This is a genomic window from Caproicibacterium lactatifermentans (genome assembly GCF_013315815.1).
Classification (GTDB): Bacteria; Bacillota; Clostridia; order Oscillospirales; family Acutalibacteraceae; genus Caproicibacterium; species Caproicibacterium lactatifermentans.
In genome coordinates, this window is sequence record NZ_CP046051.1 from 729,467 (window position 1) to 744,019 (window position 14,553).

14 protein-coding genes and 3 tRNA genes are annotated in these 14,553 nt (G+C 51.1%); 12 read left to right on the plus strand and 5 right to left on the minus strand.

Going from position 1 to position 14,553, the window contains the following annotated elements; translation table 11 throughout:
* Positions 1 to 27: 27 nt before the first annotated feature.
* The 5 genes from GJQ69_RS03525 to htpG all read left to right on the plus strand — a co-directional run bounded on the left by GJQ69_RS03525 (position 28) and on the right by htpG (position 5,030).
* Positions 28 to 1,014: an ABC transporter permease gene (locus GJQ69_RS03525; protein WP_086036030.1), complete on the plus strand. Its 987-nt coding sequence runs from the start codon at positions 28 to 30 to the stop codon at positions 1,012 to 1,014.
* Positions 1,015 to 1,018: 4 nt separating this feature from the next.
* Positions 1,019 to 1,813 (plus strand): ABC transporter ATP-binding protein, encoded by a 795-nt coding sequence (locus tag GJQ69_RS03530; RefSeq protein WP_086036029.1) that lies wholly within the window; start codon positions 1,019 to 1,021, stop codon positions 1,811 to 1,813.
* A 381-nt stretch (positions 1,814 to 2,194) separates the two neighbouring features.
* Entirely contained in the window at positions 2,195 to 2,338 is a 144-nt protein-coding gene (locus tag GJQ69_RS03535) for a hypothetical protein (RefSeq protein ID WP_157658956.1), read from the plus strand.
* 16 nt (positions 2,339 to 2,354) lie between these two features.
* Complete coding sequence (locus GJQ69_RS03540; RefSeq protein WP_174192941.1) at positions 2,355 to 2,912, plus strand: GNAT family N-acetyltransferase; 558 nt, start codon at positions 2,355 to 2,357, stop codon at positions 2,910 to 2,912.
* Between the two features lie 195 nt (positions 2,913 to 3,107).
* Positions 3,108 to 5,030, plus strand: coding sequence for a molecular chaperone HtpG (htpG, locus tag GJQ69_RS03545; protein WP_086036862.1), 1,923 nt, complete (start codon positions 3,108 to 3,110; stop codon positions 5,028 to 5,030).
* Between the two features lie 94 nt (positions 5,031 to 5,124).
* Here htpG and GJQ69_RS03550 read toward each other — a convergent pair whose 3' ends face one another.
* Both GJQ69_RS03550 and GJQ69_RS03555 read right to left on the minus strand, forming a co-directional pair.
* Positions 5,125 to 6,507, minus strand: coding sequence for a glycine--tRNA ligase (locus GJQ69_RS03550; RefSeq protein WP_174192943.1), 1,383 nt, complete (start codon positions 6,505 to 6,507; stop codon positions 5,125 to 5,127).
* Positions 6,508 to 6,533: 26 nt separating this feature from the next.
* On the minus strand, positions 6,534 to 6,968 hold the full coding sequence (locus GJQ69_RS03555) for a GtrA family protein (RefSeq protein ID WP_157658954.1): 435 nt from the start codon (positions 6,966 to 6,968) through the stop codon (positions 6,534 to 6,536).
* A gap of 174 nt (positions 6,969 to 7,142) precedes the next feature.
* Between GJQ69_RS03555 and GJQ69_RS03560 the strand changes: the two genes are divergently transcribed.
* Positions 7,143 to 7,218 (plus strand) — tRNA-Pro (locus tag GJQ69_RS03560).
* A gap of 193 nt (positions 7,219 to 7,411) precedes the next feature.
* The gene (locus tag GJQ69_RS03565; protein ID WP_174192945.1) at positions 7,412 to 7,822 is read left to right on the plus strand and encodes a peptide deformylase; all 411 of its coding nucleotides are present in this window, start codon (positions 7,412 to 7,414) and stop codon (positions 7,820 to 7,822) included.
* 27 nt (positions 7,823 to 7,849) lie between these two features.
* Here GJQ69_RS03565 and GJQ69_RS03570 read toward each other — a convergent pair whose 3' ends face one another.
* Both GJQ69_RS03570 and GJQ69_RS03575 read right to left on the minus strand, forming a co-directional pair.
* Entirely contained in the window at positions 7,850 to 8,380 is a 531-nt protein-coding gene (locus GJQ69_RS03570; protein ID WP_420808735.1) for a chromate transporter, read from the minus strand.
* A 32-nt stretch (positions 8,381 to 8,412) separates the two neighbouring features.
* Positions 8,413 to 8,988 (minus strand): chromate transporter, encoded by a 576-nt coding sequence (locus GJQ69_RS03575; RefSeq protein ID WP_086036023.1) that lies wholly within the window; start codon positions 8,986 to 8,988, stop codon positions 8,413 to 8,415.
* Between the two features lie 276 nt (positions 8,989 to 9,264).
* On the opposite strand from GJQ69_RS03575, the gene GJQ69_RS03580 reads away from it, so the two are divergent.
* The 3 genes from GJQ69_RS03580 (at position 9,265) to GJQ69_RS03590 (ending at position 10,702) form a co-directional block, all read left to right on the plus strand.
* A tRNA-Ser gene (locus GJQ69_RS03580) sits at positions 9,265 to 9,353 on the plus strand.
* Positions 9,354 to 9,401: 48 nt separating this feature from the next.
* A tRNA-Ser gene (locus GJQ69_RS03585) sits at positions 9,402 to 9,491 on the plus strand.
* 104 nt (positions 9,492 to 9,595) lie between these two features.
* Positions 9,596 to 10,702: a DUF362 domain-containing protein gene (locus GJQ69_RS03590; protein WP_174192947.1), complete on the plus strand. Its 1,107-nt coding sequence runs from the start codon at positions 9,596 to 9,598 to the stop codon at positions 10,700 to 10,702.
* A 14-nt stretch (positions 10,703 to 10,716) separates the two neighbouring features.
* On the opposite strand, the gene gluQRS is transcribed toward GJQ69_RS03590, so the two are convergent.
* Positions 10,717 to 11,712 carry a tRNA glutamyl-Q(34) synthetase GluQRS gene (gene gluQRS, locus GJQ69_RS03595; RefSeq protein ID WP_174192949.1) on the minus strand — a complete coding sequence of 332 codons (996 nt, stop codon included), beginning with the start codon at positions 11,710 to 11,712 and terminating at the stop codon, positions 10,717 to 10,719.
* A gap of 184 nt (positions 11,713 to 11,896) precedes the next feature.
* On the opposite strand from gluQRS, the gene GJQ69_RS03600 reads away from it, so the two are divergent.
* Positions 11,897 to 13,033 (plus strand): aldo/keto reductase, encoded by a 1,137-nt coding sequence (locus GJQ69_RS03600; protein WP_086036020.1) that lies wholly within the window; start codon positions 11,897 to 11,899, stop codon positions 13,031 to 13,033.
* Between the two features lie 29 nt (positions 13,034 to 13,062).
* Positions 13,063 to 14,553 carry a phytoene desaturase family protein gene (locus GJQ69_RS03605; protein WP_174192951.1) on the plus strand — a complete coding sequence of 497 codons (1,491 nt, stop codon included), beginning with the start codon at positions 13,063 to 13,065 and terminating at the stop codon, positions 14,551 to 14,553.

The following is a 14,553-nucleotide window of genomic DNA, read 5'->3' on the forward strand; positions in this document are numbered from 1 at the left end:
TTTTTACAAAATGAGGAGACCAGTTTTATGGATATTGCAAATTTCTTCGGTGCACTGCACGGCGCAGTGGCGCAGGGCGTCATATGGAGCATTATGACGCTGGGCGTATACATTACCTTCCGAATTCTGGATTTTCCGGATATGACCGTTGACGGCAGCTTCGCCACAGGCGGTTCCGTGGCGGCCATGCTGGTCGGGCTGCATGGTGTCAACCCATTTGTGGCACTGCTGGCGGCGATGGGTGCCGGTATGCTGTGCGGCTTTATTACAGGCTTTTTAACAACAAAAATGAAAATACCGGGCATTCTTGCCGGTATCCTGACAATGACAGCGTTGTATTCCATCAATATCCGCGTTATGGGCGGTGCCATGGTTCCGCTGAACGGTGTAGATACGGTGGATACCATTGTGCGGCACTGGATTCCCAGCCTAAGCCCCAAAAACTGCCAGCTGCTTCTGGGCGGCATTCTGGCGGCAGCCATTATTGTGCTTCTGTACTGGTTCTTCGGTACGGAGCTGGGCAGTTCCATCCGTGCAACGGGCAACAACCCCTACATGGTGCGCTCTCTGGGTGTTAACACTGACAGTATGACGATGATTGCGCTGGTTATCAGCAACGGACTGGTGGCGCTTTCCGGCGGCCTGTTCGCACAGGTACAGGGTTCCGCTTCTGTGGATATGGGCGTTGGCACCATCGTTATCGGCTTGGCGTCCGTCATTATCGGCGAAGTGGTGCTGGGGCGCCGCGTCAGTTTTATGCTGCGGCTGATCTGTATGGTGCTGGGCTCGATTATTTACCGTGCGGTGATTGCCATTGTTCTGTTCTTTGGTCTGCGCAGCACGGACATGAAGCTGATTACCGCTATCATTGTAGCAGTGGCACTGTTTGTGCCGAAAGTGAAAAAGGACGTTACCCGCTGGAATGCTATCCGCAGGGAAAAGCAGGAACCGGTACCCGTGCCGGACGGCACAGACGGCCTGTACAAAGCGAACAAACCGGACGAAAGGGAGTGAGAAGATGCTGCAGCTGACAAATGTATGCAAGACATTTAACAAAGGGACTGTCAATGAAAAGCGTGCGCTTACAAATATTACCCTGCACCTGCAGCCCGGCGATTTTGTGACCATTATTGGCGGCAACGGCGCTGGAAAAAGTACGCTGCTGAACTTAATTGCAGGTGCTTTCCCATGCGACAGCGGCAGCATCGTGCTGGACAGCGTCGATGTTACCCGCCTGCCGGAGCACAAGCGTGCAAAGTATTTGGGGCGCGTGTTCCAGGACCCTATGCGCGGTACAGCCGGAGATATGAATATTGAAGAGAATTTGGCAATGGCCTACCGCCGTGGAAAATCCCGCACCCTGCGCTGGGGCATTACCAGTGAAGAACGCACTTTGTATAAAGAAAGACTGAAAGTTTTGGACCTCGGACTAGAGAATCGCCTAACCAGTAAAGTTGGACTGCTTTCCGGCGGCCAGCGGCAGGCACTGACACTGTTGATGGCAACACTGCAGAAGCCGCAGCTGCTGCTATTGGATGAACACACTGCGGCACTGGACCCGAAAACGGCGGATACGGTGTTGCAGCAGACCAAAAAAATTGTAGAAGAACAGAATTTAACAGCGATGATGGTGACGCACAATATGCGGCAGGCCATTGAACTGGGAAACCGTATCATCATGATGGGCAGCGGACATATTCTGTTCGATATTGGCGGGGAAGAGAAAAAGCATCTGAAAGTGGATGACCTTCTTAAACGCTTTCAGACAGCAGAAGGCCATGAGCTGGACAACGACCGCATGCTGCTTTCCTGATTTTTCTTTCTTGTCTTGTATAGAAAAGGCCGCTGTGACGAGGGAAAAAGTCACAGCGGCCTTTTTTTCTGCGCTGACATCACACATATCATGGGCAGAAAGAAAGTTCCTTTTGGAAATGACTGTGCTGCAGAAGATGCAAAACGAAGCAGACAGTAAAAATGCATTTGTCACCGCCTAACCGGCCGCTGCTACGACCCGGAACTGCCACCGTCCGCACATCGCGTCTTTTAATTCCTATAAGACAATTAAGTAAAAGGTACGAAAGGGGAAATGCTATGAGAGGGGAATTTCCACCAAAATGGCGGTGCGATGCAGACTGTTTGACCTCGGCGATGCGGCCGGCTGACGCGGATAACAACCAATGACAACCTCCATGCCATGTGCTTTTATCAAAAGCGCGGCTTTGACATGGTGCAGATTTTCCGCAATGCCGTGCAGGCATCATGCCGGTTAAAGCCGTCTATTCCACTGACCGGCGACTTTGATATTCCCATTCGTCACGAAATTGAAAAGGTCCTGTAAGAGAGGAGAAATGCCATTGCGGTACAAAAAGGAAATTACTTTAAAAGACGGACAGGACTGCCTTCTGCGCAGCGCTGTTGCAGAAGATGCACAGGAGATTTTAGAGCATCAGCGTATTACTTCCGCAGAAACAGACTTTATGGCGCGTTATCCGGACGAGATATGCGATACACCGGAAAAGGAAGCATACCTTCTGCAAGCCGTGGAGGCAGACCCGCACAGCATTATGCTGTCTGCTTTTGTCAGCGGAAATCTGGCGGGCAGTGCGAGTGTTTTTACGGATAAAGTGCATTCCCGCTGTGGTCACCGCGGTGATTTCGGCATTTCCGTAAAACAGAAATACTGGAATGAGGGCATTGGCTCCGCGCTGCTGCAGGCGTGTTTGGAGGCAGCCCAGAGAGCCGGACTGGAACAGGTGGAGCTGGGTGTGGTGGATACTAACCTGCGCGCTTTTCACCTGTACCGCAGGTTTGGGTTCCAAATTTATGGGATGCTGCCCAATGCATTTCGCTATCGGGACGGCAGCTATGCCGGTGAATATGAGATGGTATGCAAATTTTCCGAACAGAAATAAAATAACAAGGGAACGCTGGTGCGTTTTGTGTTCCGCAGAATGTTCGCGCCGCAGCAAAATGCAGCGGCATAAAAAGGCAAAAATCGTTTTTGACGAAGTATTCACAATTTGTTTATTGAAATTTTCCAGCGAATGGTTTACAATGGATTTAGCACTTGACGAAGCAGAGTGCTAAAAACAAGAATCAGAGGCGGTATTGCAATGAAACAGTTTAAGGCAGAGTCAAAACGTCTTTTGGACTTGATGATTAACTCTATTTACACGCACAAGGAAATCTTCATGCGCGAACTAATCAGCAACGCAAGTGATGCGATAGATAAGATGTATTATCGGTCCCTGCAGGAAAACGACACGGGCCTTTCCCGTGACGATTTCAAAATTCACATTGCACTGGACAAACCGGGCCGCAAAATTATTATTGAGGATAACGGCTGCGGCATGACAAAGGACGACATGGAAAAGGACCTCGGCACTATCGCCAAGTCCGGCTCCCTCGCCTTTAAGCAGGAAAACAAAGACAAAAAGAACGATAATAACATCGATATCATCGGTCAGTTCGGTGTTGGCTTTTATGCGGCCTTTATGGTGGCAAAGCAGGTTACAGTGGAAAGCAAAGCCTACGGCAGCGATGAAGCATGGTGCTGGCAGAGCAGCGGTGCGGAGGGATACACTGTGGACCCCTGTGAAAAAGCAGAGCGCGGCACAAAAATCACACTGGACCTGAAGGACAATACAGACGACGACAATTACGACACATACCTTGACCAGTACACGATTAAGAACCTCATTAAGAAATACAGCGACTATATCCGCTATCCTATTCGCATGGATATGCAGAAGAGCCGCCAAAAACCAAAGCCGGAAAATGCTCCTAAGGACTATAAGCCGGAGTATGAGGACTATACCGAAGTGGAAACACTGAACTCCATGGTCCCCTTATGGCGGAAGAACAAAAACGAGGTAAAGCCGGAAGAGTACAACAGCTTCTATAAAAACAAGTTCGGCGACTATGAGGACCCGCTTAAGGTGATTCACAGCTACAACGAAGGTGTAGCTACTTACACAGCACTGCTGTTTATTCCGGCACGCGCCAGCTATGACTACTACACCCGTGACTATGAAAAGGGATTGCAGCTGTACAGCAACGGCGTGCTCATTATGGACAAATGTTCCGACCTGCTGCCGGACTGCTTCAGCTTTGTACGCGGCCTTGTCGACAGCCAGGACCTGAGCCTCAACATTTCCCGTGAAACGCTGCAGCATGACCACCAGCTGCATATTATTGAGGGCCGTCTGGAAAAGAAGATTAAGTCTGAACTGCTGAATATGCTGAAAAACGACCGCGAAAAGTACGAGCAGTTCTATAAAGCCTTTGGTCTGCAGCTGAAGTACGGTGTTTACAGCGACTTCGGTCAGCACAAAGAACTGCTGCAGGACTTGCTGCTGTTCTACTCCAGCAGTGAAAAGAAACTGGTTACCCTGCAGGAGTATGTGGACCGTATGAAGCCGGACCAGAAGAACATTTACTATGCCTGCGGTGAAACGACCGCCAAAGTGGATATGCTGCCGCAGACCGAGGCGGTTAAGGACAAGGGGTACGAGATTCTGTACCTGACCAGCCCCGTGGACGAGTTTGCTCTGCGTGCTCTGATGAAGTACGACGACAAAGAGTTCAAGTCTGTTTCAGACGATGACCTTGACCTGCAGACCGAAGAGGAAAAAGCGGCCGCTAAGAAGAAAGTGGAAGAAAACAAGGATATGCTTAACTTCATGAAGGACGCCCTGAATGGTGAAGTGAAGGAAGTTATCCTTTCCACAAAGCTCAAGAGCCACCCTGTCTGCCTGTCCACAAATGGTGCCCTGTCCATGGGGATGGAAAAGGTGCTGAATCAGATGCCGAACAATGGTGGGGAAAAGGTCAAGGCACAGCGGGTGCTGGAAATCAACGCAAATCATCCGGTTTTCCAGAAGCTCACAGCGCTGTACAAGCTGGACCAGAATACGCTGAAAAAGTATACGAAGCTGCTGTATACACAGGCACTACTGATTGAGGGCGTACAGATTGAGGACCCGGTTTCTTTCAGCAATGACATCTGCGATTTGATGGTTAAAGCATAAATCGTTCTTATAAAACAGACAGTATGATAAAAGAGGTCGCCGTATCACATTTTGTGGTACAGCGGCCTCTCTGCTTTCTTATTTATGTTGTATTTTAGAAATCAATCTTTTCCTGCAGCCAGTCGGTCAGTTTGTCGATAGAAATGCGCTCCTGATTCATGGAGTCACGGTCACGGATAGTGACGCAGCCGTCATCGCCGCTATCAAAGTCATAGGTAATGCAGTACGGCGTGCCAATTTCGTCCTGACGGCGGTAGCGCTTGCCGATGGAGCCAGTCTCGTCGTAATCCATCATGAAGTGCTTGGACAGGTCCGCATAAATCTTTTGTGCGGGTTCCTTCAGCTTCTTGGAAAGCGGCAGCACAGCAGCTTTAAAGGGGGCCAGTGCCGGGTGCAGATGCAGAACAACACGGGTGTCCTTCTTTTCTGCGTTGACAACTTCTTCGTCGTAGGCGTCGCACAGGAAAGCAAGCGCTACACGGTCCGCACCCAGAGAAGGCTCAATGACATAGGGGATATAGTGCTCATTTGTTTCCGCGTCAAAATAGGTCAGGTCTTTGCCACTATGGTCCTGATGACGAGTCAGGTCATAGTTTGTGCGGTCGGCAACCCCCCACAGTTCGCCCCAGCCGAATGGGAACAGATACTCAATATCGGTCGTTGCCTTGGAGTAGAAGGAGAGTTCTTCTTTCTCATGGTCGCGCAGACGCAGGTTCTCTTTGGTCAGGCCGAGAGAATGCAGCCAGTTTTCGCAGAAGTCTTTCCAGTACTTGAACCATTCGAGATCCGTGTCCGGCTTGCAGAAGAATTCACATTCCATCTGCTCAAATTCACGGGTGCGGAACGTGAAGTTGCCGGGGGTAATTTCGTTGCGGAAGCTCTTGCCAATCTGGCATACGCCGAAAGGCAGCTTTTTGCGTGTGGTGCGCTGAATGTTGGAAAAGTTCACAAAGATACCTTGCGCGGTTTCCGGACGCAGATAAACGGTGTTCTTTGCGTCCTCTGTGACGCCCTGAAAGGTTTTGAACATCAGGTTAAACTGACGAATGTCCGTGAAGTTTTCACTGCCGCAGTTGGGGCATTTGATGTGGTTTTCCTTGATGAACTGCATCATCTTTTCGTTGCTCCAGCCATCGGCCGGCTTGCCGGTGAAGTCCTCAATCAGTTTGTCCGCACGGTGGCGTGTTTTGCAGTCTTTGCAGTCCATCAGCGGGTCGGAAAATCCGCCCACATGGCCGGTAGCCACCCAAACTTCCGGATTCATCAGAATAGCGGAGTCGAGGCCGACATTGTAAGGGCTTTCCTGTACAAATTTTTTCAGCCATGCCTTTTTCACGTTGTTTTTGAATTCCACACCCAGCGGACCGTAGTCCCAGGTGTTGGATAGGCCTCCGTAAATTTCGCTGCCCGGATAGATAAAACCGCGGTTTTTGCACAGGGACACAATTGTGTCCATTGTTTTTTCTGTTGCTTTCATAATGTTCTTATCCTCCAAACCGGACCTCAGTCCGTTTTTTTTCGAAAAGTAATTAGTTTGCTTATCAGCCAGTTACCGGCAATCTCAATAACATTGGTAATCAGTTTCCAAATTAAATTGGACTGTCCCATTTGTTTGACGAAAACGGTGATGAGGATTTCGCCGATTGCGAAAGTGAGGAGCCGCCCGCCGGTAAAGGTGCCCAATTCGTACAGAACGGCCTTCAGCTTCCTTGCTTTGCTTTCAAAGACAAACTTTTTGTTCGTAACAAAGGCAAAGAGCATGGCGATCAGCCACGCGAAAAAGTAGGCCAGTGACTTGTCCATTAGGACAATGTCCGTCAGCACAAAGTAAATGGCAAGGTTCAGTGCGGTTGTTATTAACCCAAAAACGATATACAAAATCATTTCCCGGGAAGTAAGATATTTCCAGACAACCCGGATTTTTTCTTTGGTTGCCATAAGCACAGCATTCCTTTCCCCAATACGTTGAATACAGACGTACAATATTAGTTTACCATTCCAGTGAACACCTTTCAAGAAGTTTATAAGTTTTCGCATGAAAAGTGTGTGAAGAATTTTATATCTTGACATTTGTCTGTTTTTTTTCTATAATAGATATCGTTGTTGTTATATCGAGGTGTAGCGCAGTTGGTAGCGCGCATGGTTTGGGACCATGATGTCGCAGGTTCGAGTCCTGTCACCTCGACCAACAGAAGCCCCGGAATCATGCGATTCCGGGGCTTTCCTATTGTCTGATTCCAAGAAGATTCTTGCCGTTTGGGGCGGTGTGAGATAGAATAGATTTATCCGGCAGGGGAGTTGCGCTGTGCGGACTTAGCAATATTGTGAAAGCGACAAGCTGCCTTTTTGTTGGCAGCCCTACAGCAGATAGGAGAAAACAAATGATTCGGGAAATTATGAAAGACGAAGCGTTTTTGACACAAAGGGCAGAACCGGCCGCGGTAGATGATTTGGGTGTGGCAGCGGATTTACTGGAAACGTTGGAAGCCCATAAGGACATCTGTGTCGGTATGGCGGCCAACATGATTGGAGTGAATAAGCGCATTATTGCCTTCGATAATGGCGGTACATATATGGTGATGTTCAATCCGAAGATTATCAAAAAATCCGAACCATATAAAACCGAGGAAGGCTGTCTGTCCCTTACCGGCATACGCACAACTAAGCGCTGGAAGTCCATTAAGGTACAGTATCAGACTGCGGAGTTCCAGACGCGCTATAAGACCTTTACCGGATGGACGGCGCAAATCATTCAGCATGAAATCAACCACTGCGAGGGAATTTTGATATAATTTTTCACTTTGTGCTGTCAAGTGTGCTTATTTCCACAGATAAAGCAGAACACCAGCTGCACCGGTAGCCAGCATGATGTACACAGGGTTCGGCTTCCACTTGCGCAGAACAAACAGAGAGGCGGCAAAAAGGATGACTGCCCGCCAGTCAATATGCGAAAAAGCGCCGAGAGACAGCGTGCTGGTTCCCAGCAGTGCAAGGAACAAAATGGCCAGCCCGGAGGAAGCGATGAGCGACACGACGGCCGGCCGCAGCCCACTGAATATTCCCTGCACCAGCGTTAGACTGCGGTATTTATAGTAGTAATGGCCGACAATCAGTGCGAGCACGGCAGTGGGGAAGATACACCCAAATGTTGCAAGAATGGCCCCCAAAACGCCGGCCATACGCATACCGACGAAAGTAGAGGCGTTTAGCGCGATAGGTCCCGGCGTCATTTGCGAAATGGTGATGACGTCCGTAAATTCCTGCATCGTAAGCCAGTGGTTCTCTGTAACCACCTGCTGCTGAATGACCGGCAAAATGCCATAGCCGCCGCCAAAGCTAAACAACCCCACCTGCAAAAAACTCCATAAGAGTTTCCAATAAATCATGCCTTTGGCGCCTTCTTCCGTTTCATCTGTACCATGGCCAAAATGCCGCCGAGAGCACCGCACGCGAGAATTACCCAGATAACATTTATGTTTAAGAAATAGATGGCAATAAAAGAGGCCGCCATAATCAGAATGGAAAGTGTCTCTTTGGACCGAGCCGTTTTCACTGCACCGGAAATGACAACATCTGCAATGACTGCGGCGATGCCTGCCTGCATTCCTTTCAAAACCGCGTTCACAATTCGGTTGGACTTAAATGCCTGATAGAACAGGGAAACAACTGACAAAATCACCAGCGGCGGCAGGGCAGTTGCCAGCAGCGCGGTCAGCGCGCCGGGAATTCCAGCCAGCCGATAACCGACCAGCGCGGAGGCATCTACCGCCATTGGCCCGGGCAGTGACTGCGAAATAGCGACGATGTCCAGCATTTCATCTTCGTCAATCCAGTGTAGTGTATCACAGAACTTTTGCTTCATCAGCGGCACAATCACATATCCGCCGCCAAATGTAAAGGCGCTTACGGAAAAAGTGGCCGCAAACAGTTGCCTGTAAAAATGAAAGTCCCTTTTCAAAACAATTCCTCCCGTTGTTTTCTTCACTCACAGTATAACACAAAACAATTATATTGAAAACATCTAATTCATGAGTTATCTATGTGACATTTATATCAATTGAGAGTCTGCAGTGACTTTGTTGAGCTGTACAAAGAATTGACCTTTTGATGGCACCGTTTTTCTGTGGAGGAAATGGCAAAGTACTTCTTTCAGTCTTTTACGGAAAAAAACGAAAAAAGGCTTGACAGAAACCTATGTGATATGGTATTATTTATTACGCACTTGTGATGTTATGGAGAGGTGTCCGAGTGGTTTATGGAGCTGGTCTTGAAAACCAGTGATCCCGCAAGGGACCAAGAGTTCGAATCTCTTCCTCTCCGCCATAGAATTCTTCTGTTATAAATTGAACAGTTTTTAGTGTTTTCACCCATGGAGAAATACCCAAGTGGTGAAGGGGCTCCCCTGCTAAGGGAGTAGGTCGGGAAACTGGCGCGAGGGTTCAAATCCCTCTTTCTCCGCCAAAGTAAAACCCGCATAAGACCGGCTATTTGCCGATTTTATGCGGGCCTTTTTGTACATAAAAATAATATAAAGATGCTTTGAAAAGGAAAGGAGCTTTTGCACCATGGAAAAATCAAAAGTCTATTTTACGGATATGCGCGTAACACTGAGGGAAAATCTGCCGCAGAAGCTGCACCGGCTGCTGAAAACGGCCGGCATTGGAAATATCGACTTTGAAAAGCGGTTTGCCGCGATTAAAATTCACTTTGGCGAGCCCGGAAATTTGGCTTTCCTGCGGCCAAACTATGCAAAAGTGGTGGCCGACACCGTGCGGGAACTGGGCGGCAAGCCTTTTTTAACTGACTGCAATACCCTGTATGTTGGCGGCCGGAAAAATGCGCTGGACCATTTGGACTCGGCCAATGAAAACGGATTTTCCCCAATGACGACTGGCTGCCAGTTAATCATTGCGGATGGCCTGAAGGGAACGGATGAAGAGTTGGTGCCGGTAGAGGGTGGCGAATATGTCAAAGAGGCAAAAATCGGCCGCGCGGTCATGGATGCAGACGTGGTGATTTCACTGTCACACTTCAAGGTACATGAAGCTACCGGCATTGGCGGCGCACTGAAAAATATCGGCATGGGCTGCGGTTCACGCGTGGGAAAAATGGAGATGCACAGCAGCGGCAAGCCCCATGTAGACCAAAGCCTGTGTGTCGGCTGCGGTTCCTGCCAGCGGAACTGCGCACACAGTGCCATTACCATTGCGGACCGCAAGGCGTCCATCGACCACAGCAAATGTGTTGGCTGTGGTCGATGCATTGGTGCCTGCCCGCGGGACGCGGTTCTGCCGGCTTCAGACGAATCCAATGATATTCTAAATAAGAAAATTGTAGAATATTCATGGGCCGTGCTGCACAACCGCCCGCAGTTCCATATCAGTCTGGTTGTGGACGTTTCGCCGAACTGCGATTGTCATGCGGAAAATGACCTGCCTATCGTGCCAAATGTGGGTATGTTTGCATCATTCGACCCGGTGGCGCTGGACCTCGCCTGTGCCCGCGCGGTCAACAGTCAGCCAGTTATCCCCGGCAGCCTGCTGGACCAGAGTGACCGTTCCTGCGGCGATTACTTTACGGCGCTGCACCCCACAACCAACTGGAAAGTGATGATTCAGCATGGCGTAAAAATGGGGCTCGGCAGCAGTGACTATGAACTAATTCGTGTATAAAGAATAAAGATGTACTAACGATTTCGCAGTGCAGAAATGTTCCAGTTTTGCGGCGGCGTCTGGTACCACTGCGCTGGAATACGGATATTTTCCTTTGGTACGTTGTCCCAGCAAAACAGCGGTAGCAGTTCCCGCGGAGAAATTGGCTCCGGCCGGGGCAGCTGACCGCACAAAAAAGCCAGCAGTCCGATGAGCGGGCGAGCGTCCGGCAGACTTTGGCGCAGTACTTCCAAACTCAAATCGTGGTCACGTTTGGAAAGCCGCCGTCCGTCCGGCGCAAGCAGCAGTGGAATATGGCGGTAGTGCGGCGGCGGGTATCCCAGCAGTTCAAACAGGTATATCTGCCGTGCTGTGGAAGAGAGCAGATCTTTTCCACGCACGACTTCCGTAACACCCATTCGTGCATCGTCCGCCACCACTGCCAGCTGATAGGCGAATACACCGTCTGAACGCCGCACCAGAAAATCGCCGCATTCCAGCGGCAGGCTTTCGGTGTAAGGCCCCTGACAGCCGTCCACAAAGGTAATGGTTCGGTCCGGTACCCGCAGACGGTCGGCCGGCCGGCGGATTTTGGACAGTTGCGCGGCTTCTTCGGCGGAAAGGGAACGGCAGTGTCCGTTATAAAGAACCTGTCCGTCTGAAAGATGGGGAGCACTGGCCGCGTGCAACTGTGCACGAGAACAGAAGCAGGGGTACAGCAGCCCTTTTTCCCGCAGCTTTTGCAGCGCTTTTTCATACAGCGGTGCACATTCACTCTGATAATAGGGGCCACGCGGTCCGCCTTTGCTCCCACCCTCGTCCCAGTCAATCCCCAGCCAGAGGATGTCTTCTTCCAGCAAGTCGGCGTACTGCCTGGGACAGCGCATGGCGTCTAAGTCTTCTATGCGCAGCACCATGCGCCCGCCCTGCTGCCGAACAGAAAGCCATGCCAGCAGGGCACACAGCACATTGCCAAGGTGCATTCGTCCGCTGGGGGTAGGGGCAAAACGCCCGCAGATATTTTTTGACAAAATCGTTCACTCCTGTATCTCTAATATTCCTGCTCATTATTATAATGCGGCTGCTTAAAAAAGCAAAGGATTCCGCTTGCAAACAGGGCGGGTGAGCGATACAATACAGTTAAATGGCAGCAAAAGAATGTGGCAGGCACATCAGTCGGCCGCTGTCTGTTCTTGAAGAGAACGGAGGAATTGTATGATTTCCAGAGGATACCGAAATACGGACGCACACCCGTCACTGCTGGGTTTTGGCACTATGCGCCTACCCCGTTTGCAGTCCGACAAACCGGAGATTGACGTGCCGCGTGCACAGGAATTGATTGACTACGCCTATGCCCACGGTGTCAATTATTATGATACGGCTTATATGTACCACGACGGCTTGTCGGAGGAATTTATCGGGCAGGCCCTGCGCAAATACCCGCGGGAAAGCTACTTTCTGGCGGACAAAATGCCCGCATGGAGTATGACGGACCAGTCACAGGTAGACAAAATTTTTCAGACACAGCTTGTGCGCTGCGGCGTCAGCTACTTTGATTTTTACCTTTGTCATGGGTTGGACCGGCATATGCTGGAAAAGTTTCGTAAATTTCATATTCTGGACTATTTGAAGCAGAAAAAGGCGGAGGGTACTATCCGGCAGCTGGGATTTTCTTTTCACGATACGCCGGAGGTATTGGAGCAGATTCTGGAGGCCTACGACTGGGATTTTGCCCAGATACAGCTCAACTATTTTGACTGGATAGCACAGAACGCGGAAAAGCAGTATCGTCTGTTGGCCGAGCGCGGCATTCCTGTGGTCGTTATGGAGCCGGTGCGCGGCGGTGCGCTGGCTGCGCTGTGTCCGGCGGCGGAAAAACTGCTGAAAGCGGCGGAACCGCAGGCGAGCCTGGCTTCCTGGGCAATTCGCTTTGTGGCTTCTCTGCCGGGCGTGATGACCATGCTGAGCGGCATGAACAGTGCGGAACAGGTTCGGGATAATGTGCAGCTTTTGTCCGATTTTCACCCGCTGACCGCGGACGAGCGCCGCACATTGGGACAGGCGGTGGATTTGTATCGGGCGTATTTGACCATTCCCTGTACGGGCTGCCGATACTGCATGGAATGTCCCTCTGGTGTGGAAATTCCGACACTGTTCCGACTGTACAACGAATATAAAGTTTCTCATCGGGAAACTGATTTTCTGACCGCTTACAAAGCGCTGACAGAAAAACAGCGTGCTTCCGCCTGCATCGGCTGTGGGAACTGTGCGCAGCATTGCCCGCAGCATATTGATATTCCGGCAAAGATGAAGGAAATCTGTGCCACCATTGAAAAAATTCTGAACGACTGACCGTATATGGAGAGAGGGGAGAAGCTCTCTTGCAGGGACAAAAGCGAATCGCAATTATCGGTGGCGGAATCGCGGGCCTTTCCACGGGCATTTATGCCCAGAAGCACGGATTTCGTACAACGATTTATGAGGCGCTACCACAGATTGGCGGCGTGTGTGCACCGCTGCGTACCGCCGGTGTATCGCTGGAACCGACACTGCGTTTTTTGAACGGTGTGCGGGAAGATACGCCGCTGTACCGCTGCTGGCAGGAAACCGGCGGTTTGCAGGATACTTTGCCTGTTACACCGGACAGCTTTTTCACGGCGGAAGAGGCCGGTGCCACCGTGAACTTTTGCGGGGACATCAATGAATTTCTGGAAAGCACAGCGGCATGCAGTCCGGAGGACAGGGAACAGCTGAAGCGGTTTTGTACGGCGGTCGAAAAGGCAGGGGCATTCCGCCCGGCAACGGAGTGCCCGCCGGATCTGCTTTCACCTTTGAAAGCATTGGCTGGTGCGGCCGGCACTGAAAGCGGCCGTCTGCTGCTGCGGCTGCGGACAGTTTCTCTGCAGGACTACGCGCAGCAGTTTCATCATCCGGCACTGCGCTGTGCTTTTCGGGAAGTGCTGCCGCCGGGCAGTACATTGGCACAGCTGGTCTTTTCCTATTCTCGTTTTCTCAGCGGCGATTTGGCCGTGCCGGTGGGAGGCTCCGCGGGTATTGTACACCGTATGGCGAAACGCTATTTGGCAGAGGGCGGACAGCTGCGCTGTAAAGACCCCGTGAAAAAAATCATTGCGGCCAACGGCGCGGCACGCGGCATTGTGCTGGCAGGCGGAGAACATATGCTGACGCATTGGGTGATTGCGGCGTGTGACCCGGCCTATGCCTGCCGTGTCCTGCTGCAGGACCGGTACGGTATGGAGAAAAAGCTGCAGGACCGATACTGCATGCCGGAAAAATATACAACCTGCTCCCTGGTGCGCCTATTCTTTTCCGCGCCGGAGGAGTCCCTGCCGATAGAACGGACGCTGTCGTTTCCAACCGATGTCATTCCGGCGGAGGGGGACGGCATCAGCCGCCTGAGGGTGACACAGTTCAGCAATGACCCGACTTTTGTATTCAACGGCCGGGCAGAACTGGCGGTTGATTTCCCCATTGCGGGACGGCAGGCATTCCGCCGTTGGGAGGCACTGGCTGGCCAGCAGGCGGCTTATCGGGAAGAAATCCGCCTGCTGGCAGACAGTACACGGCAGGCGCTGGAAAAACATTTTCCGCAAATGCAGGGGCTGGTACAGTTCCTCGGCTGCCATACACCGGCAGACTATGCCCGGCGGTTCCACAATTTTCACGGCTCCTGTACGGCATTTATTCCAACTGCACAGGCACGTCCAGCACCGCTGACCGGCCGCCTGCCGGGACTTTCTCACCTGCTGCTGACGGGCCAGTGGCTTGGACCAACAGCCGGTATGCATACAGCGCTGCTGCAGGGCAAATTTACCGTACAGCGCATTTGTCGGGACGAACATATACCATGA